The 20,568-nt window shown below is 69.6% G+C and carries 13 protein-coding genes; all 13 read right to left on the minus strand.

Annotation, left to right across the window (positions count from 1 at the left end):
• Positions 1 to 6 precede the first annotated feature (6 nt).
• The 13 genes from ABH927_RS23770 to ABH927_RS23830 all read right to left on the minus strand — a co-directional run bounded on the left by ABH927_RS23770 (position 7) and on the right by ABH927_RS23830 (position 20,562).
• Positions 7 to 1,059, minus strand: coding sequence for a RimK family alpha-L-glutamate ligase (locus ABH927_RS23770; protein ID WP_370024605.1), 1,053 nt, complete (start codon positions 1,057 to 1,059; stop codon positions 7 to 9).
• Entirely contained in the window at positions 1,056 to 3,938 is a 2,883-nt protein-coding gene (locus tag ABH927_RS23775; protein ID WP_370024607.1) for an AAA family ATPase, read from the minus strand. Before ABH927_RS23775 ends, ABH927_RS23770 begins: the two co-directional genes overlap by 4 nt.
• The gene (locus ABH927_RS23780) at positions 3,938 to 4,123 is read right to left on the minus strand and encodes an aroma-sacti cluster domain-containing protein (protein WP_370024608.1); all 186 of its coding nucleotides are present in this window, start codon (positions 4,121 to 4,123) and stop codon (positions 3,938 to 3,940) included. Before ABH927_RS23780 ends, ABH927_RS23775 begins: the two co-directional genes overlap by 1 nt.
• A gap of 34 nt (positions 4,124 to 4,157) precedes the next feature.
• A complete protein-coding gene (locus ABH927_RS23785) occupies positions 4,158 to 4,784 on the minus strand; it encodes a GAF domain-containing protein (protein WP_370024609.1) in 627 nt (208 codons plus the stop codon).
• A gap of 10 nt (positions 4,785 to 4,794) precedes the next feature.
• Positions 4,795 to 5,646: a S8 family serine peptidase gene (locus ABH927_RS23790; RefSeq protein ID WP_370024610.1), complete on the minus strand. Its 852-nt coding sequence runs from the start codon at positions 5,644 to 5,646 to the stop codon at positions 4,795 to 4,797.
• A 23-nt stretch (positions 5,647 to 5,669) separates the two neighbouring features.
• Entirely contained in the window at positions 5,670 to 7,253 is a 1,584-nt protein-coding gene (locus tag ABH927_RS23795; protein ID WP_370024612.1) for a BTAD domain-containing putative transcriptional regulator, read from the minus strand.
• Positions 7,254 to 7,317: 64 nt separating this feature from the next.
• Complete coding sequence (locus ABH927_RS23800; RefSeq protein ID WP_370024614.1) at positions 7,318 to 10,218, minus strand: AAA family ATPase; 2,901 nt, start codon at positions 10,216 to 10,218, stop codon at positions 7,318 to 7,320.
• Between the two features lie 31 nt (positions 10,219 to 10,249).
• Positions 10,250 to 10,498, minus strand: coding sequence for a hypothetical protein (locus ABH927_RS23805; RefSeq protein WP_370024616.1), 249 nt, complete (start codon positions 10,496 to 10,498; stop codon positions 10,250 to 10,252).
• A gap of 31 nt (positions 10,499 to 10,529) precedes the next feature.
• Positions 10,530 to 13,349 (minus strand): type 2 lanthipeptide synthetase LanM, encoded by a 2,820-nt coding sequence (gene lanM / locus ABH927_RS23810; protein ID WP_370024618.1) that lies wholly within the window; start codon positions 13,347 to 13,349, stop codon positions 10,530 to 10,532.
• A 560-nt stretch (positions 13,350 to 13,909) separates the two neighbouring features.
• Positions 13,910 to 14,764 carry a hypothetical protein gene (locus ABH927_RS23815; protein WP_370024620.1) on the minus strand — a complete coding sequence of 285 codons (855 nt, stop codon included), beginning with the start codon at positions 14,762 to 14,764 and terminating at the stop codon, positions 13,910 to 13,912.
• Positions 14,765 to 15,488: 724 nt separating this feature from the next.
• The gene (locus ABH927_RS23820) at positions 15,489 to 18,464 is read right to left on the minus strand and encodes a glycoside hydrolase family 2 TIM barrel-domain containing protein (RefSeq protein WP_370024622.1); all 2,976 of its coding nucleotides are present in this window, start codon (positions 18,462 to 18,464) and stop codon (positions 15,489 to 15,491) included.
• Between the two features lie 296 nt (positions 18,465 to 18,760).
• Positions 18,761 to 19,618 (minus strand): carbohydrate ABC transporter permease, encoded by an 858-nt coding sequence (locus ABH927_RS23825; protein ID WP_370024624.1) that lies wholly within the window; start codon positions 19,616 to 19,618, stop codon positions 18,761 to 18,763.
• The gene (locus ABH927_RS23830) at positions 19,615 to 20,562 is read right to left on the minus strand and encodes a carbohydrate ABC transporter permease (protein WP_370024626.1); all 948 of its coding nucleotides are present in this window, start codon (positions 20,560 to 20,562) and stop codon (positions 19,615 to 19,617) included. Before ABH927_RS23830 ends, ABH927_RS23825 begins: the two co-directional genes overlap by 4 nt.
• Positions 20,563 to 20,568 lie beyond the last annotated feature (6 nt).

Here is a 20,568-nt window from a genome sequence, read left to right on the forward strand (position 1 = left end):
GCCGGTTCATAGTCCGCTCATAGCGGTCAGGAAGGACATCGGGACGACCCGGCCGCCTCCCGCCGCGCAGTGGAGACCGGCGAGCATCCTGACCGCGGCACGTGTGATCGTCCGCGTGGCCGCCTTGCGCTCGAACCAGCGCCAGTCCCCGGTGACGTTGGCTTCCAGGAAGACCGGTTCGCCCCGGCTGAGCAGGAAGTCGAAGGCGGCGTACCCCAGGCCCAGAACGTCGGCCAGCCGCAGGGTCGCGCTCGCGACCGGCTCGGGCACGCGGCAGGACCTGACGCGCACGGCCCGTTCGTCGAGCCAGAGCGCCTCGGGAGCGCTCTTGACCACCCGGAAGCCGTGGATCTCTCCGCCGAGGTGGTAGACGCGCAGTTCGCACTCGTGGGGGACGTACTCCTGCAGCACCAGGGGCGCCTGGCGGGGCCAGCGCAGCACCTCGTCCCTGTCGGCCACCTGGGCGAAAGCGTTGGCCAGCAGGCCGGGTGCGGCCTCGACGGCGTGGCTGTCCAGAGCCTTGGCCACCACCCGCGGCGAGCGCAGCAGCGCGACATCGGTCCCCGGCTGGGTGGTGATCACCGTCTCCGGCACCCTGACACCGAGAGCTCGGGCGGCGGCCAGTTGCCGCAGGAGGCCAGGCCCGGTACCGAGGACGGGGGCGCCGGTGACGGCCTCCACCTGGCTCAGCAGGGCCCGCCACGCGTCACTGCGGTACCGCCTGACCGCGGTCACCGGATGTTCGGGCGCCGACCGCGGGGAAAGGTGCCTGACCCACAGCACGGTCGGGATCACGCCGTCGAACTGGACGCCGTCCGATGTCAACCGGACAGGCGTGCCGAGCCCGGCCCGCAAGGAGGGGACGCCCAGCCGCCACAGGCCCGCCCGCAGCGCGTCGACCTCCGGGTCACGCTCCCGCGCCAGAAAGACCGGACACGGTACGGCAGGCGCCCCCGGCCGCTCACCCCCGGAGGGGGGCCGCAGGTCGATCACCCGGGCCTGATCGTCGAGTTGCCACTCCAGCGGCCGGCCCGGCTCGGCGGGGCGCCCTGCGTTCAACGTTCCAGGCTCTCCAGCCAGGCGGTCACCTGGGCGGCCTGGAGAGTGGCGCCGCGGGCCTCGTAGAGCTCCACCGCCCGCGTGGCGAGTTCCACGGCCTCCGACGCCTGGCCCAGGTCCTTCCAAACGTGGGCGATCTCGGCCAGGGCTTCGCCGCGCAGGCAGAGGTCGTCGGTATCGGTCAGCAGGGCCAGGGCGGCCTCGGCGTGCCGGCGGCTGCCCGCCCGGGCGCGCAGGCAGGTGGCGATGAGATCGGCACGCAGTTCCAGATCCTCGGCAGGCAGCTCTGGGAGCAGCTCGGCCAGAGGCGTCCCGGCGTGGAAGCGCTCACGTGCGGCGTAGACCTTCAAGGTGCGGGCGGGCGTGGGCAGGCCCATCGCGACCAGGGTTCGGGCGGCTTCGCCGTACAGCCGGGCCGCCGTGGCATGGTCGCCGGCGAGCGAGGTGACCAAGGCCCTGGTCTGGGTCACCGCGATCCTGGCCAGGTGCAGGTTGAGGTCGCCGGCGTGCCCGTCCGCCAGGTCGAGCAGGGCGTGCGCGGCGTCGATCTCGCCGCGCAGAGCGAGCAGGCGGGCCTTGGTGAACAGGACCATCACCAGCAGCGACCGGTCCCCGGCGAACCGCTCCGCCAGGTCGGCGCAGAGGGCCAGCCCCTCGTCGAGGTGCGCGGGTGACCACTGGGCCAGCTCGCACCTGGCGATGAGCAACCGTTTCTCCTCATAGGCGTCGCCCAGCGCGCGGGCGTGCCCGGCGGCCGCGCGCATGGCCTCCTCGGCCTTGCCGACCTGGCCAGAGGCCAGCCAGGACAACGCGTGTACCTGCTGCATCCGGCACCAGCCGAGGTGGTCGTCGGCGTCCGGCTCCAGGTCGGTGAACGTGCCGGGTGTGCCGTACCGCAGCGCGAGAAGCTGCCGCTGGATGGCCAGGGTGCGCTGCCCGCGCGGGTCGGCGAAGGCCGCCGCGCTGCGGTCCAGTAGGGCGAACGCGTCCTCGCGCCGGCTCAGCAGGACGTAGGCGTCGCACAGGCGGATGACCAGGAGGCGGTGGTCCGGCTCTCCCATCGGCATCAGGGCCAGGGCGCGTTCGAGCAGGTTGACCGCAGCCGAGAGGTCCTTGCGCGCCAGCGCCTGCGTGCCCGCCTCGGCCAGGTGGCCGGACGCGCGCCTGGCCAGCGGCAGGTTGCCCGGATCGCCGGGGCTGACCTCTCCGGCCAGCAGGCAGGCGGCTTCGAGGTGGTAGGCGACCTCATGCACGTCGTCGAGCCGGTCGGCGATGCGCAGGTGCCAGTCTCGGCGCTCGGCCTTGGGGCTCATCGAGTAGACCACTTCGCGGGTGAGCGCCTGGGCGAAGCGGAAGTCGGGGCCGGCCCGCTCCACCAGGCGACGGCGACGCACCTGGAGGATGGCTCCGGGCACCTCTTCTGGCGCGTCGTGCAGCGCGGCCACGCCTTCGCTGCTGAAGCGGCGGCCGAAGGCGGAGGCGCGGGCCAGCACCCGGCGCTCGCCGGGGAGCAGACGATCGATCGTGGCGGTCAGCAGCGCCTGCACCGTGGGCGGGATGGCGTCCTCGCCCCCTTCGGCCAGCATGTCCATCATGAGCTCGGCGAACAGTGGGTTGCCCCCGCTGGCCTCGGCCACCCGCTCCAGCGCGTCGGTCGCCGAATGCGCCAGCACCCCCGTGTCGAGCTGGTCGAGGAAGAGATCAAGCTGATCGGGCGGCAGCGGGCCCAGCTCCATGACGGTGGCGGCGGCCCAGCCCGGCCGTGCCTCGACGAGCTCCGGCCGGGCCACGCAGATCAGCAGGACCGGCAGCCCCGTCAGGTCGGCCGCCAGCCCCTCCAGGAGGTCCAGCAGGGTGGGCTCGGCCCAGTGCAGATCCTCGCAGACCACGATCAGCGGGCGCTGTGCGGCCAGCTCCTCCACCTGGCGGCGCACCACCCACGCGAGCTCCTCCACGCCGCTGTTCGCGGCCATGCACCTGGCCAGTTCCGCACTGGCGGGCAGGCCCTGGAACAGCTCGGCGATCGGCTGGTAGGTGATGCCCTTGCCGTATGACTGACAGTGCCCCACCAGGACGTGGGCCTCTTCCCGCGGCACCGAGGCCAGGAACTCGCGTACCAGCCGCGTCTTGCCCAGCCCCGGCACGCCGAGCACGGTGACGACGCGGCACTCCTGGTCGCGCACCACCCTGCGGAAGGCGCGCCCCAGTTCGTCCAGCTCGTCGGCCCTGCCGACGAAGGGCACCCGGTCCCGCTCGACCGTTTTTTTCTGCCCGGCGACCAGCCACGCGGGCACCGGCTTGGCTTTGCCCTTCAACGTCAGCGGCGGCACCGGGCGCAGTTCCATGAGATCTCGGACGGCTTGCGCCACGCTCTTGCCGATGAGGATCTCCCCGGGACCGGCGGCCGACTGCAGCCGGGCAGCCGTGTTGACCGCGTCCCCCACCACCCGCAGGTCACCGGTGGGCAGCGCGGTGGCGATCACCTCACCCGAGAAGATCCCCGAGTGCACGTCCAGCCCGCCGCCCAGCTCGTGGACGCCCGCGGTGACCTCCAGGGCCGCCCGCACCGCACGCGCGGCGTCGTCCTCGTGCGCCACCGGCACCCCGAAGACCGCCATGACGGCGTCGCCGATGAACTTCTCGATTACGCCGCCGTGCCCGCCGATCGCCTCGGTGCAGACCCGGTAGTACCGGTCCATCAGGGCGCGCAACGGCTCGGGGTCCAGCCATTCGGCCAGGGTGGTCGAGCCGATCAGGTCGATGAAGAGCACCACCACGCTCTTGCGGCTGCGCAGCTCGGGGACGGTGTTCAGGCGGGCGCCGCAGTGGCGGCAGAAGCGGTCCTGTGGCGTGGTCTCGGCACTGCAGCCCGGGCACATCAGAGCACCTTGACCGAGTGGCCTTCCAGGTCGGAGTCGTCGGCCTCCTCCAGCCTGGACTTGATCGAGTTCAGCAGTTCCACCTCGGACTCGGACAGGCCGGCGAAGACGGCGCGCTGGCCATCGGTGAGGAACTCCAGGGGGTGACCGGCCTCCTGCAAGGCGGCCAGGGCGTCGAACGACATGGTTGTGTCCTTTCTGCTTGCGGCCTGAGCCGGTTCAGTGACGGCCTGAGCTGGTCAGCACGAACTTGCCCAGCGCATCGAGCAGCTCGTCCACGGCGGTGCTGGGCGCCTCGGCGCGGCTGAGCGCCCGCTCCAGCCGGTGCAGAGGTGTGACCTCCTGCCTTCGGGCGACCGTCACCAGCGCGAGGGCGATCGCCAGCTGGTTGGCAAGCTCGGTGAGCAGGTCGATCGCGGCCAGTTCGCCGAAGCGGTCGATGGCGGGGTCCAGCACCTGCATCACGCCGATGACGCGCTCCTCCAACTCCAGCGGGGCGGCCATCAGCACGTCGGGCACGTAGCCGGTGCTCTGGGCGAAGTCCCGGTCGAAGCGGGGGTCCTCACGGACGTCGCAGAGGATGGTCTCACCGGTCTGGAAGACCCAGCCCGCGATGCCGCGACCGGCGGGAATGGCCATGCCGACCAGGCGGTCCTCGCCCTCTCCGGAGGAGGCCTCGAAAACCAGTTGATCGCGCTGCTCGTCGTAGAGGAAGACGGAGGCCGCGGCGGCTGAGAAGGTCAGCCTGCCCAGCCGTACCGTCGACCTCATCAGCTCGGTGTGCGCGCCGGGCAGCAGCACCCGGCCCAGCGAGGCGGTCAGGGAGTCGGGCATCTCCAAGCCCATGTCGGTCTCCTCAGATCCTGTTGTCGGCGATCGCGGCCAGCACGTACTTGAGCTGGCCGGTGGGCAGGCCGGGGTGGTGTCCCAGGATGCGGGCGCACATTCCGGTGACATGCGGGGTGGCGAAGCTGTTGCCGGACAGACGCGATGTGCCGCCGCCCGGCTGCGGGACCTCCACCGCGACGCCACGGGCAAAGAACTCGACGGGGGGTTCGGGGTTGAACTCGAGGTATTCGCCTTCCGCCATGCTGTGCGAGCCGACAGAGATCACGCTCGAGAAGTTCCAGGGCCAGCTGCGCACCGGCCGGTTGTGCGCGGAGGCGACGATGGTGACCCCTGCGAAGTAGGCCCGGTCGGCCAGGTCGTGCAGGGCTTCCTTGTGCTCGGTGCGGCGGGTGGACAGGCTCAGGTTGATCAGATGGAAGCCGTGACCGATGGCCCATTCCAGCGCGCTCAGCAGCACCTCGCCGCTGCCCCGCAGACCGCTGCCGAGCACCCGGATGCTGGTCAGCTCGCAGCCCGGGGCCATGGCGCGGATCACCCCCGCGCAGGCGGTGCCGTGACCTGCCTGGTCTCCGGCCTCGTCCGGCACGATCTGGTGGTAGCTCACGCCGTCGTCGTCGGGCTCGCTGGTCACGGTGAACGTGGTGACCGGCCCGCCCAGGCCGGGGTGTGCCGTGTCCACGCCGCTGTCGATCAGGCAGACCCGTACCCCGGCGCCATTGGAGGAGCCCCATGCCCACTCGCGGGTGATCACGCACGGCAGCGCGAGCCGCGCGGAGTCCACACTCGCCCCGCGTGAAGCGTGGGCGATCCGGAAGGTCTGGGTGGTCGGCCTGTCCTCGACGACTCGAGTACCCGTCATGCGGGCATCGTCGGCGGCAGAGTTCAGAGTTGTCTCATAGTCCGGTTACAGTGCAGCCCGGCCAGCCCGAGCTTGCGCCGCTCTGGAGGCTTGATGGGCGGGGCGGCGTGCAGGACGATGTCGTCCTGTTCTTCGAGGTCGGCGACGACATCGGCGATCGTGCGCTCATACGAGAGGTCGGCGGCCGCAAGGCGCAGGGCGGCAGGTAGATAGTCGCAGAGCTCGGCCAACCGGGCGGCGGCCTCAGCTTCCCTCCGCACGCGCTCCGGGCCGAGCAGGTGCGTCAGCAGGTCCCGGGCCTCGCCGGGGTTGAGCGGCTGCAGTCGCAGCGGGCGGGCGCCGTCCAGTGCGATCAGCCCGCTCAGCCGTTCCCGGCTGGTGGTCAGGGTGAGGCTGCCACCGGCGCCGGGCAGGAGCGGTCTGACCTGCTCGGAAGTGACGGCGTTGTCGAGCAGGACCAGCATCCGCCGCCCGGCCAGCAGGGTGCGGTAGAGCGCCGCGGCCTCGTCTGGGCCCACGGGCATGCCGCCCTCGCTGACGCCCAGGGAGCGCAGGAAGCGGGGGAGGGCGCGGCGGGAGCCGTACTCGTGCAGGTCGATGTAGAGCTGCCCGTCGGGGAAGCGGTGGCGGACCCGGTGTGCCCAGTGCACTGCCAGGGCGGACTTGCCGGTTCCGGGCGGACCGATGATGGCGACGGCGACCGGCGTCGTGAGGTCCCCGGCCAGCTCATCCAGCCATCGCAGCTGGGGGGTCCGGCCGGTGAAAGCGGAGACGGCAGGGGGCAGCTGAGCGGGCGTCAACGGCTGCGGCTGCGCCGCCCGGCCGGGCGGCGGCAGCACCGGGTCGTTGCGAAGGATGGCCGTCTCCAACTGCCTGAATTCCGGACAGGGGTCGATGCCGAGTTCGTCGGCCAGGAGCCGCCGCGCCTTGCGCGCCACCTCCAGAGCCACATGAGTCTGCCCGCTGCGGTACAGGGCGGTCATCAGCTGGCAGGTCAGCCGCTCGCGGAAGGGGTGCGCGCGCGTCAGCGCGGTCAGCTCCTCCAGCAGGTCGCGATGGCGGGCCAAGCGCAACTCGGTGTCGATCCGGTCCTCGATGGCCGCCAGCCGGGCCTCCTCCAGGCCGCCGCCTAGGCGCTCCTGCACCTCGGGGGAGGCCGCTCCGGCCAGCGCGGGCCCGCGCCACAGGCTCAGTGCCGCCTCTAGCAGGCTCAGCCTGGCCTGATCGTCCAGGGCGGCGCGCGCCCGCTGCAGCAGGTCGCGGAAGAGATGCACGTCGATGTTGAGCGGGTCGGTGCGCAGCATGTAGCCCGATCCCTGTGAGCGCAGTTCCACCTCGGTGATCTGGCCGAAGACCGAGCGCAGTTGGGAGACCGCCACCCGGACCGCGTGTTCGGCGGTGCGGGGCGGCGATTCCGGCCAGTTGAGCTCGACCAGGCGAGCCATCGGAACCGGCCGGTTGGCCTCCAGTGCCAGGATGCCCAGGGTCAGGCGCTGTTTACGTGGCCCCAGCCCGAGGCGCTGTCCGTCGTGATACGCCTCGACGGCGCCGAGCAGTCGGAACTCCATCACACCGGCCACTGTGCCGCCGAATGCGGTGGTCGACATGGGCAGGCGTTACCCCCATATAGGTCGATATTTCGGTGTTTGGTGGGTGAATGCCCCCAGAAACTCAGCCCGTCAGCTCGACGGCAAGGTCGCACAGGGTGATGCGATCGGCCCGGCCGGTCTTGAGCAGGAGGCTGGCCACGTGCTTCTCGGCGGTCCGCGGTGAGATGAACAGCCGTTTGGCGATGTCCACGTTGCCCCGCCGTTCGGCCAGCAGCACGAAGACCTCGTACTCCCGCACGGTCACGCCCAGCCGCCGCAGAACCTCGGGGATACGCTCGTGGCCGCTGCGGCGGTGGGCCGCGCCGACCCCGGCCTGGCGCAGCAGGGTACGGCAGGCGCCGGTGACCGCGGGGATGTGCGCCCTGTGGAAGTACTCCTCCGCAGTGCGTAGCCACGCGGGCGCGTCGCCCCAGCCGTCGGCCAGTGCCGCCTCGGCGACCAGCCGCAGGCCCAGGTTCGCGGCCATGCCGTACGGCTTGGCCGCCTCCCGAGCCCGCTCGACGACGGCCCGCGCCTCGGCACCCTGCCCGGCCCGGCCCAGCAGCACGGCCTCGGCCAGCAACAGGAAGTGCCGGTTCCACAACAGCTTGGCGGCTGGGCTCTCACCGGCCACGGCGTATTCCCCGGCCCCGGTACGGCCCGCGAGCGTGTCCAGCAGCACGCCCAAACCGAACCGGCCGGTCAGCGAGTACACGCTCGGGTGGTTGTCCTCCCACGCCCTGGCCCGGCCCAGCGATTCCACGGCACGTTCCCGATCCTCCTCCAGCAGCGCGCAGACCGCCTGGCACAGGCCGTTCGACAGGGCCACGTACTCGCCGTCCTCGCCTCCCCAGCGCCGGAACTCGGCCAGCGCCTTGTCCATCTCCTTGCGCCTGCCCTGGTGGGCGGCGGAGGTGGCCTGAGTGAGCAGGACGTACTGGGTATAGTCGGCGTGGCCGAGCCGGATGCTGGTCTCGGCGCACGATGCGGCCAGGGCTTCGGCTTCAGCGTAGTCGCCGCGCAGGACGAGCAACATCGCCAGCGTCGCCTGGGCGGTGTGCACCGAGGTGACGGCGCCCGCCGCGACGCCCTGCCGTACGGCCTGCTCCAAGCGGGAGGTGTCGCCGTCGCGCAGGCTGCCGTTGATGGCCAGGCGCACCAGCGCCCGGATCTTCCACAACACCAGGCCATGTTCTTCGGCGATGGCGACCACCTTGCTCAGGCACTGGTCGGCCTCGGCCAAGCCTCGCGGGCGGACCAGATAGGCGAGCAGTTCCCACGCCTGGCAGGCCACCTCGGGCAGGGGCAGGCGCTCGGCCGTTTCCGCCGCCCGCCGCGCCAGCTTCTCCGGCTCCTGGCCGCTGTCGCGCATCAGCAGTTGGGCTTCGACCACGTCCAGGGCGGTGGAGTGCGTCTGATCGCGGTGGATCGTCAGCAGCTCCCGCGCCGCCGACACGTGAGCCAGGCCCTCGGCGATCCGGCCGGTCTCCGCCGCGATCCAGGCCAGCTTGAGACGCAACGCGATCCGATCGCCCGCCGGGATCTCCGGGCCATCCAGTTCCGGCAGCTCCACGGCCAGGGCGATGGCCCGGTCCGCTTGGCCACCCTCGGACAGCGCGTACAGCAGCGAGGCCAGTACTTTCGCCCGCAACCGTGCGCTGTCGGCTCGCAGCAGCTCGTAGGCGTTCTCCAGCAGGCTGATCGCCGAACCTGCCGCCCCGCTCTCGAGCAACCGCTGGCCCGCATCGGCCAGTAATCGCCCCGCCTCCGCATGCTCGCCCGCGGCCAGGTGTAGCGCGGCCACCACCTGGCACCACTCGCCAGGCAGGCCGGGATGGAGCCGGGTGACCGCCTGGACGGCCCCGCGGGCGATCATGGCGCGTTCGGTGGGGATCAGACTGGTGAGCAATGCCTCGGCGGTGAGAGCGTGGCGGAAGGCGTACCAGTCTGTCGCGGACTCGTCGGGTGTGATCAGCTGGGCGGCCACCCCGGCGCGCAGGAAGGCCAGCATGTCCCGGTCGGGCAGGCCGACGATCTCCTGCAGCGGCGAGACCGGGAAGCGCCGCCCGAAGATCGCGGCGGCGCGGAGGATCTCCTGCCCGTCCGGCCCGATCTGCTCGGCGCGTACGGCGATGCTCTCGACCAACGTGACGGGCACCTGGGTGGCCGGATCGCTGGTAAGGCGCCACCGGCCGCCTTCCCGCCGCAGAGCGCCGGTGCCGGCCATCGCGCTGAGCAGTTCCTCGATGACGAAGGGGTTGCCGTCGGCGGTGCGCTCCAGGTGGCGCAGGAGGCTGCCCGGCAGTTCGACTGACGTCGTGTCGAGGCAGGCGGCGGCCAGGGCGCCGATGTCGGTACCGGTCAACGGCCCGACCTCCACGAGGGTGGCCGCCCGCCGCCGGGCGCAGTCGTCGGCGAGCCTGCGGGCCGGACTGATGTGCCCGCGCAGATTGGCCAGAAGCAGGACGGGAAGATCGTGCAGGTTGTCGGCGAGGTACTCCACCACCGCCAGCGTCTCGGTGTCGGCGTCGTGGAGATCCTCCAGGACCAGCACACACCCGCGCTCCCGCCCGATCGCGATCAGCAGCCGGAGCACGGCCTCGGACAACACGATCAGCGATTCGAGATGCTCGGCGACCGGAGTGGTGCGCCATTCCGGCAGCAGGGTGGTCAGCGCGGGCAGGTAGGCGTCCAGAGCCGGGTCGTCGGGCGGCCCCTGGGTCCTGGCGAAGGAGAACAGGGCCTCCTTGAGCGGCTTGCAGGAGACGTCACGGCTGGAGCCGCTCCCCCTGCCGCGCAGCACCACCATGCCGTCATCCAGCGCCTGGTAGGTGCAGCCGGCCATCAGCCTGGACTTGCCGATCCCGGCGTCTCCGGTCAGGAAGACCGCGCCGCCACGCCCCTGCCCCGCGGCCCGCAAAAGCGAGCCGAGCAGCGCGCTCTCCCGGTCACGGCCGATGAGCAGGGGTGATCGAAACCGCATGGGGCAAGGGTAATTCTTCCCGGCTTAGGGGTCATCCCTCCCAGGTACAGGTGGTGAGGGTCGGTATCGGACCCCCGTCGCCGCCCGGCACTTCCACCAGGGCGGACATCGCGTCGGCGGCCGCGGGAGCGGCCGCGGCGACCGGCGCGAGCGCGGCGGCGCCCGCGACCAGACCGGCCAGGATCCACGGGCGGCTGGCCGCGGTGATCGCGGAGATCCTGATCATGATCTTGCCTGCGGGGTGCTCGTCCTCGTCGTTGTTCCACGAGTGGTCGGTCATGACTTCTCCCTTGTCGTGATGGAGTGGGTGACTACCGAAGAAGCAGCAGAGGCGGGATCTGCCCGGGGTCCGCCAGGCGCAGCAGACCGTGGCCGATACCGGCCAGACCGGACAACAACCCAGGAGTGGAAACCTGGTTCGGCGTGCCGCACCGCGGACCGAACCTTTCCAGGGAGGCTAGGAGGAACCCGGCATAGCGGTTCATGACGTTCCTGGCCTCCGGGTGGCCATGACCGGCAAGAGTGGTCAGGAGCTCGATGCGTCCCAGCTCGCCGTGGCACAGGTCGTGAGTGGCCAGCGGGCGAGCATCGCCGATTCCGGCCAGGACGTCCCCCCAGTCGTACGGCCCGCCATCGGCGCAGGCGAGAAGGGCGCCAGGAACCCCCTGGCACCACGACAGGCCGCGCGCCCCTGCCCTGCCGCCGGCGAGCAGCCGCAGGCCGAGCTCACCGTGACCGGCACGACGCAGCGCCCAGCCGACGCCGGAGCTCCCGAAGGCGAACCCAGGAGGCAGCTCTTCCCCCGACGCCCGGGCGGCGAGCACCCCGGCGCAGCGGTCGGCCGACTTCTTGACCCGCTCCAGGCCGGTTGCCCGGTGCACGGCGAGCAGGGCGGCCAGGCACCCGGCCAGGCCGTCGTACACGTCAAGGGGTGCCTGGTCGGTGACGACGGCATCGAGGAGGTCGAGAGTCGGTTCCAGACAGGCCGCGAGGCCGGTGTCGTCGAGCAGGGCCGGCAGCTGGGTGAGCGCGTAGGCGATGCCGCCCAGGCCGCTGAATCCGCCAGGCCCTACCGCCCTGGCCAGTTCCGGGTGGGCGGTCAGGGTTTCCAGCAGTTGGGGCAGCCCCGCAACCGCCTTCACCGCTATTTCCTGATATTTCATGACTCCGGTGGCTCGCCCGGCTTGGGCGAGAAAGAGGGCGACGCCGGTGTATCCGGTCGCCAGTCCTCCTCCCAATGGCATGACCGACCAGTGCCCAGAGCCAACGGGCTCGAGGCCCAGCCAGTTGACCCGCTCGCCGTCGCTGTGCAGGTCGGCACAGAGCTGGTCGCCGATGTCGCGGGCGGCGGCCAGCAGTACCTCCGGGTGGGGCGGCACCGGTGCCAGCCGTGATGTGGCAGGAACGGGCGGATGGTGGTGCTCTCCCGTGACGCGGGCCGCCAGCGAAGCCCTGGTGATCCACTCTTGGTCCGCCAGGTCGGCGGGCCCCATTGCAGCGACTTTCCTGGTTACGGCGTCCAGCCCGCTCTCCTTCAAGGAGACCCCCAGCGGGGTTCCGTCAGCGGCGAACAGCTCCAGCGAGTCGCCCCGGGTGCAGAACATCGGGACGTCTCCGGCCCACAGTGCGGAGACCTCGTGCGGCACCGCCGCCATCAGCACCGGATCGCCGCCCGACATGGTGGCCAACAGGTGGAAAACCGCGTCCCTGGTTCGCGACTGCCTCATCACGTCCGGATGCGTCGACTCGCTGAGCAGCTCGGCGTAGATCCGGCTCTGCCGTACCACGACCCGGACCTGATCCCCGGCGAAGCGCCGCAGCGGCCCTGCGAGCAACTCCTCGCGGCCCGCGGCGAAGGCGTTGTAGGCGTTCTGGAAGCCCTGCACCAGGCTCTGCACGTGCTCGGCGGGATCGGCGTCCGCGCCCGCCAGCGTGGGCCTGTTGGCGGCTCCGGCGAAGTGGCGGCTCTGACGCACCAGCCGCATCGTGTCAGTACCCGCATCCTCCCAGGTGGCGGCCGAGAAGGGAGCGATCTGCTCCTTGTCGCCGCCGAGACCGGAGATGTCCAGCGCGCCTCGGTCACCCACAACGAACTGGGGCAGCAGGGCCGTCCGCTGAACCGAGTCACGCAGCACCCGTACCGCGGGGTCCGCGGTGTCGGGACCCAACAGGCCGCTGGGGTGCAGGAGCGTCTCCAGGTCCACGATGAGCGGCTGGTCGGCGCGGGCGATGAGGTTCTCGTAGTGGATGTCGGTGCCGTTCAGAACATTCAGGAGCGCCAGCAGCGCGCCCTGCCTGCGGTAGAAGAGGCTGATCTGTGCCTGCTGCGTGCAGGGCGCGGGGGCGACGAACTCGGCCCAGCCGTACCCCGGTCTGACCAGGACGCGCACCGTGCCCAGCCCCAGCCCCGGCACCCGCTCGTTGAGCCAGTGCACCAGTTCGTTGAAATGAAGATGCGCCTCGACCGCCCGCGGCCGGTAAACCAGCTTCGCGCCGCCCGCGAAGTCCAGGATGGAGACAGTACGGCCCAGCCGATGCGGGTCACCGGCCCCGGTGAAGCCCAGCAGCTTCTCCGGGTCGGCGCCCAGCAGTTCAGCCAGCTCCGCCCGATCAGCACTGAACCTGCTGAGCAGCTCCGCCCCGGCGTCGACCGCGTGCTCACACGCCTGACCCAGCACCCGACCCAGGACGGGATACTCCCTCAGCAGCGCCGGCAGAGTCTTCCGCATGTGCGTAACAAACGCCCGGAACCGGTCGGCGGGCGAATCACCAGCCAGGCGACCGTGCACCCGCATGACGTTCAGCTCGAGCACCAGCACCCGCGCGGCCAGCCGGGCCAACTTCTGCGCCAACTGAGTGACGAAACCCGCCCGGATCGCCGCCGCGTCCATATCGTCACTGACGGGGTGGGTCAGCGCGTTGTGCCTGCCGACGGGGTGTACTGGGCCGTCGCCCCTGCCGACGGCCCGCATCAGATCGTCCCCCGCCTGCTCGGCAAGCGGCCAGACCACGGCGGTGAAATCCTCGGCGTGGGCCTCGCACTCCCGGGCCGCCTCCACCCTGGCCACCCAGGACGGGATCCCTCCGGTCTGCTCAGCCGGGGTCAGAGCCGCCTGCCACCACTCGCTCATGCGAACCAGTATTGGGAACGGGATCTGGCCGGACATGGGGAAGATGCCCCCAGATTTCCCCATCGCCGCCACGCGTTCGCCGCGGCCGCCACTCCCTGATCTCAGAACCGAGGCTCGGGCCGGGGCCTCCACGCGTGCCAGCGCCTGACCATGCTGAGCAACGTCAGCAGTCACACTGAACGCGAGCTACGCCGTGAACGGCGAGCAGAAGAGCCGTAAGCCCCGGCGAACCTGGTCACGCGCAGTCCTTGGCGCCGATCCGCAAGGCAGGCGGGCGCTGGCGTCGCGTGCCTTGCGGTTGGACCTCGTCGGTGTGGGAGAGACGGTGCGCGGAGCCTGAGTCCGTGTGGGGTGCGGGTCTCCACCCGGCTCCGGGCCGGTTGTGTGAAAGGAGACCGTCGTGAAGATCGGCATGACGCGGCCGGCTGGAGCCGGAGGACCGGGTGCGGGAGTTGGGCGATGCGTCGGTGCACGATCGGATTCGCTTCACTTACCCTTCGGGCGCCCTCGGCATTCCCTCCGTCTACGGTGCCCGTGCGGACGGGCACACCACTGCGGGTTTACGAGCGCACCGGCTTCAGAAAGCCTCCGAGGACCACCAGCCCCTTGCCGTATTTCTCGTCGACCTCGCGTTGGAGTTCCGGTGTGACCACCCAGACCCCGATCTCGACACGGCCCGCCAGCTCATCCACCGAGGTCGAGTACACGCTCTTGATCTCCTTCCCTGCCCGCTCTTGGAGTGCATGAAGCTCCGCCGCGGTGTGCTGGGCTCGGCTCAGACACAGCGCGCCGCCCCAGATTTCGCGGATCGCGGCCTCATGGACGGCCGGGTCGCCCGTGAACCGCAAGTTCAGCACGAGCCGCTTGGGGTCGTTGGCATATCGCTCCACGGATCGAGGGTCATCAGGGTCGAAACCTTCGATCTCCTCAACGTAGTTGTGGTCTACCCAGCTGCCCGCGTATCCGGGGAGCTTCCGGGCCCTGGCGATCGCGGCTGCTTCCGCCTCCAGAGTGGCCGTCGCCGGGTCGACCGGGCGCCAGCCGCCCACAGGCTTCGGGCACGGTGTGGTGAAGCGGGATCGGTCGGGTGGGGCGTCGCGGTGCCCGGCCGGGTGTGGAGGCTCGGTGAGTGTCAACCTCTGTCCGTCCCAGGTCCCGACTACGTGGTATTCGCCCCAACGGACGCCCCCCTTGGCGGAGTGCTGGACGGCGTTCCAATCCCACCCGCTGATGTCAGGCCCACCACACTGGGGCGGCAGGGATTCAAGGACGCCGGCGCAGAGCTGGGGGCCGTGCTGTGGGTTGGACAGCACGGTCCCGTCGGCCTGATATCGCATCAAGGGAGCGGTCGCGGCCGGGGCCGTCCCGCAGGCGGCGAGCGTCACGAGCACGGCGACGAGCCACATGCCTCTCATGCACCTGAGACGGGCGGAAGCGCTCAGAGGTTCACGGTGTCCCTGCTGACAGGCCGGCCCCTGCGATAACTGGCAACCTTCCCCAGGGTTGCACCTTTGTGCCTTTGGCGGGGGCACTTCCGCTCCGAGACGACAGCGGCTCGTATCGCTAGGGGCGTTGGTGGCTGGGGTGAGCCCGATTGTCTCGCCCGCTGTCGTCCCGGACCTCACCTGACCGCAGGAGCAGGTCAAAGGTTCACGTTCGATATCCACGTGTTGATCTTCAGCGAGGACGCGGTGGCTCTGGAAGGGCGGCTGCATGGCGAGACGAGTGAGCGGCGCGTCAACCGGGGTCAGTATCCGCCGGGAGTTCTTCTACGCGCCCCTGGCCGAGGTGCGGGGATTGCTGGAGAAGATTGCCGGCCAGCACCTGCTGGAGTGCTGCGACGTCCCCGTGGCGCTGGAATGGCGCCAATCAGCGCACGGTGCCGCGCCGGCCGTGACGCTTGCTGGTGCCCTGCCGAATCCATGTGTCGAGTTCGGTTCCCTGGGGTGCCGGCCGTTGTGGGGGTTCCGGGGCTGGAAGGTCGCTGAGCGTCGTCTCCCACCCGGGCGGCGGTGTCCGGGTGCACGGAATCCTGCCGGCGGTGACCGGAACAGCATCCGGGTCGGTGATCGGAACCGGCCGATCACGGCTACCGGTCGGCACCGACAAAGCCCGGGGGGAAGTGGCTCCCAGAGCAGGTCAGCCTGCTGCGATGCGAAGCCTGATCGTGCGAGCTTCAGGGCGAAGCGCGAACTCAGGCCACACATCCGGTCCACAGGCCCGTGAGCCAAGCCCGTGCTGGGCCGCATCGATGATCAGGTGACTCGTCGTCGAATCCGGAAGCTCAAATGGGTGTCCAGCCTGTGCGATCTGCTGTGGGGTGTGGCGGCTGAGCGTGAAGCCGGGGCGACGTCCGCGCCCGTCGGGGAATGTAACGATGCGCAGCACCTTGCTGCCGGCACTCGTCAGGGTCAGCTGTCGCAGCTGGGAGCGGTGCCCGGTCTCCTGGGGTCGCGCGTAGTCAACGGAGAGGTCGCGGATGGTGGAGGAGAAACGGCCGGTGTGTGCCGCGCGGAGACTGTCGGGGTAGGACTCGAGCGGGCCAAGGCCGAACCACTCGGCGCCGTCGATGGGAGCCGCGCCGTCGGGCAGATCGAAACGAATCCCGATCCGCGGCCACACCGTCAGCCAACCGCTTGACGGCTCGATCTCCACACGCAGCTCGAGTTCGCCGCCCTCAAGCGACCAGACAGACTCCACCATCACCGACAAGGCGGAGTTCGCCGCGGAGACTTTATCGATCGTTCGCAGGGCTTCCGCGGTGCGCTCCACGGACACTCGCCGCGTGGTCAGCCGGTCGAGACCGTCGCGACGCCACAGTTCGGCATTGGAAACCCCGGCGATGCTGGCGTCGCTCTCCTCGTCCCGCAGGGACGCGGCTTCATCGTTGTCGGTTGGGGCACGGAACAGTTCCAACCGCGGGCCCGCCACAGCGCGGCCGGCGAGGCGCACGAGGGCCCCGTCGACGAACTCGGCGATTCCAAGCGTCAGCGTTCCGTTGCTCTGCCGCCAATCCGTTTGGGGTCGGACACCACCGGCGGGACGACGCGTCGAGCGGTCCAGCTGGGCGGTCGCGATCACATGCCCCTCGCGGGCCCAAGCAGTCTCAGCCGCCAAGACCGCATCAATGGTGAGCCACGTTTCCGAGTCCTGCGCCAGCGGGATCCGTGGAAGGGGCACACGCGCCGACTCGCCTGCCGCGACGACGGGGACCTCCATGTCCCCGGAATCCACGAGCGTCCCGTCGTGCTCGACGCGCCAGCGGAAGCGCAGGTCAGACGTGTCAGCCGAGTGCCGCAGGTTTGTAATCGCAACGTCGTCACCGTCGAAGGTGAAGCGGACCGGCTGCGCGACCGCCTTGTACTCGTGGAGGCCGGGAGTCGGGACGTCGTTGCTCAACAGCATTCCGTCCATCACGAAGTTGCCGTCGTGTACGACCTCTCCGAAGTCGCCACCGTACGCGTAGTAGGGCGTACCATCCGGGGCCGTCGTCAGGATGCCGTGATCGCGCCATTCCCAGACGAAGCCGCCGTGCAGCCGCGGATGCTCGTGCACAAGCGCCTCGTACTGGTCGAGCGCTCCCGGCCCGTTGCCCATCGCGTGGGCGTACTCGCAGAGCAGGAACGGCTTGGTGCGCTGCCGAGCGCCCTGCGCGGGAGTGCAGCTCAGCAGCGGTGAGCGTGAGCCGTCGGTTCCGATCTGCTCGGTCTCGAGCACCGACGAGTACATACGCGAGTAGATGTCGGTGTATTCGCCGGTGTAGTCACCTTCATAGTGCACAGGTCGTCCGGCGTCGCGGGCGTGGACCCACGCTGACATCGCAGCGAGGTTGCTGCCGGTGCCTGATTCGTTGCCGAGCGACCAGATCACGATACTGGGGTGGTTCTTGTCTCGTTCGACGGTGCGCTGGATGCGGTCGAGGTACGCCTCACGCCACGCCGGGTCATCGCTTGGATTGCCGGCCCAGTTTATTGTTCCGAAGCCGTGCGTCTCGAGATCGCATTCGAGGACAACCCAGAATCCGAGTTCGTCGGCAAGGTCGAGCAGTCGTGGATGCGGTGGATAGTGGCTGGTGCGGATCGCGTTCACGTTGAACCGCTTCATGCGGGCCAGGTCTTCGCGGGCGTGCTCCTCGTCGAAAACGCGGCCGCGCTCGGGGTGGGTTTCGTGGCGATTCATCCCGTGGAACACGACGCGGCGGCCGTTGACCAGGAACCGGTCGCCGCGGATCTCGACCGTGCGGAAACCTACCCGCATGGCGATGGTCTCTGCGGCCGTTGACACGGTGACGTCGTACAGGCGAGGCTGCTCGGCCGACCAGGGCTCCACGCTATCGACGTCGAACGGGGCCACGTCGGCCGGTGTCGCCCAGACCCGCTCGATGCCGAGTTCAGGGAGACAAAGGGTGACCGGGAATGCCGCCGCATCGGCGGTGATCTCCGCCTCGATCCGTCCGTGCCCGTTCTCGAACCCGGTTCGCAGCCAGACGTCCTCAATGCCTCCGGCCGGCCGTGCGATCACGGTGACGTCGCGGAAGATTCCTGGCAGCCACCACTGGTCCTGGTCTTCGAGGTAGCTGGCCGCCGACCACTGGTGCACTCGCACGGCGATGACGTTGTCGCCCGGGCGGACGGAGGATGTCACGTCGAATTCGTGGGCGAGCCGGCTGCCGGCGGCGTTGCCGATTTCGTCGCCGTTCACCCACACCTTGAAGACCGACTCGACCCCGTCGAACCGCAGCAGGACGCGCTCGGCTTCCGACCAGTCGGCGGGTATGTCGAAGTGGCGGCGATAGTCGCCAGTGGGGTTCTCATCCGGGACATAGGGCGGGTCGATCGGGAACGGGAACTGGATGTTCGTGTAGATCGGCCGGTCGTAGGCACCGTCACCCTGGAGCACCCAGTGGGCGGGTACCGGGATGCTGTCCCAACCGCTGTCGTCGAAGCCTCCGGCCGCGAAATCCTCTGCCACAGGCACCGTTGGCGATAGACGGAAACGCCAAAGCCCGTTCAGCGAACGAGAGGGGGCGTCGGAGTGCAGCCACGAGCGTGCCGTGCGCAGCGCGCCACGCCCTGGTGGGATGTCCGTGACGTATGCGGAATGTTGGGAGGGCACGAGGTCACAACTCTTTCTTGATAACTAAGGGATCCGAGCGCCGGCTGCGTCGCCGACTCGAGTGATCAGGCCTTGGTTGCCCTCGATCACCGGCGTCGTGCGGAGAAGGCCGGCTCCAGGAAAGCGGGGGTAGTTGTCCACCGGGCCACGACCGTTCGGAGAGAGGGGGAGAGAGTCGGCCTTCGGCGGGCGCGGTCCCTCGGGCGAACAGCACGTCGTTGCGGAAGTCTCCGGCGAGAGCGACCGCGTTCGCGCCCTGCGGGGGACGCGGGAGACAGGAGAGCGAGGGTACGGAGTTATTTGAGGGAGCCGGAGGCGAGCCCGGTGCGCCAGAACCGCTGGAGGAGGATGAACAAGATGATCACCGGCACGATCGAGACCAGCGAGCCGGTGATCACCGATTCCTGAAGGAGCGGGACATGGGCGATCTGATGGTTCCATTGGTAGAGGCCGAGCGTGATCGGGAAGAGCGACTCCTTCTGCAGCATCACCGCTGGGAGGAAGAAGTTGTTCCAGATGCCGACGAACTGGAAGAGGAAGATGGTCACCAGCGACGGCGTCAGCAGTTTGAACGACACCGAGAAGAACGTGCGGAACTCCCCGGCGCCGTCCAGGCGCGCCGATTCGAGGATCTCCTCGGGGACGGCGGCGACGGTGAAGATGCGGGCGAGGTAGACGCCGAACGGGCTGACGACGCTGGGCAGGAACACCGCGAAGTAGGTGTCGACGATCCCGACCGTCGAGAACAGAAGAAACAGCGGGAGCGCGAGCGCTGTGCCCGGAACAAGGATGCTGCCGAGGACGACGGAGAACAGGAACTCGCGGCCCCGGAACTTGAACTTGGCGAGCGCGTAGCCGCACAGCGCGGAGATCAGGGTTCCGACGGCCGCGCCCAGCACCGCGTAGATCACGCTGTTCAGAGCCCATCGCGCGAAGATGCCGTCGCCTTGGCTGAACAGGGTGCTCAGGTTCTCGAACAGGTTGAAGTGCGAGAACCAGAGGCCGAAGGTGGAGGCGAGGTCGCCCTGCGGTTTCGTCGCCGCCACGATCAGGAAGTAGAGCGGCAGCAGGAAGTAGATCGCCAGGAGGAACATCAGAGCCATGGCAGCCGTGCGACTGACGTGGCTTTCGCGGATCATGGTCTTGTTACTCACAGTCCGGCCTTTTTCGAGGTCAGTCGCATGAACCCGAAGCTCAAGACGAAGGTGATGAGGGCGATGACCACGGAGATCGCCGCTGCCTGCTGGTAGTTGCCCCCGACGGCCACCGCGTAGGCGAGCATGTTCGGAGTGAACGTGCTCGAGATGTTCGAGGAGATCTGGCTCAGCACGGCCGGCTCGGTGTAGAGCTGCAGTGTGCCGATGATCGAGAACACCGTGGTGAGGATGATCGACGGGATGACGATCGGGACTTTGATCCGCCATGCGATCGCCCAGTTGCTCGCACCGTCGAGCTTGGCGGCTTCGTAGAGCTCCTGCGGGATCGACTGCAGTGCCGAGAATATGATCAGCATGTTGTAGCCGATCCAGAGCCAGGTGGAGATGTTCGCCGCCGACCACAGCACGGCGCCCGGGCCGAGGAAGTCGGGGTGGAGGCCGATACCTTTCAGCAGGTCGACGACGGGGCTGAGCTGCGGCGAGTAGAGAAACGACCACATGATCGCGGCGATGACGCCCGGTATGGCGTACGGCATGAACGCCGAGATGCGGAAGAACGACTTGAGCTTGAGCAGGGGAGTGTCAAGCAGCAGCGCCATGATCAGCGCGACGAAGAGCATGACCGGTGCCTGCACCATGCCGAACAGTGCGATGCGGCCGATGCTCGCCCAGAGCTCGGTGTTCTGGAGCGCCTGCGCGTACTGTTCGAAGCCGCCGAAGGTCGTGTACGACGTGCCGTACTGGCCGCTGGTGCGGCGTACGACGAGGAAGCTCTGCCCGATCGCGTAGGCGATCGGCACCACGTAGAACAGCACGAACGGGACGAAGAACGGGAGCAGGAACGCGGCGATGGTACCCCCCCGAGGGCCGCCGCCGTTGTGACGCCGGCGGCCTCCGGGCGCTGCCACCACGCGGGGTGCGCGGGTTGCGATGTCAGTCATGCTGCG

Origin of the sequence: Planotetraspora sp. GP83, from assembly GCF_041262585.1 — a bacterium.
Classification (GTDB): Bacteria; Actinomycetota; Actinomycetes; order Streptosporangiales; family Streptosporangiaceae; genus JAOEGB01.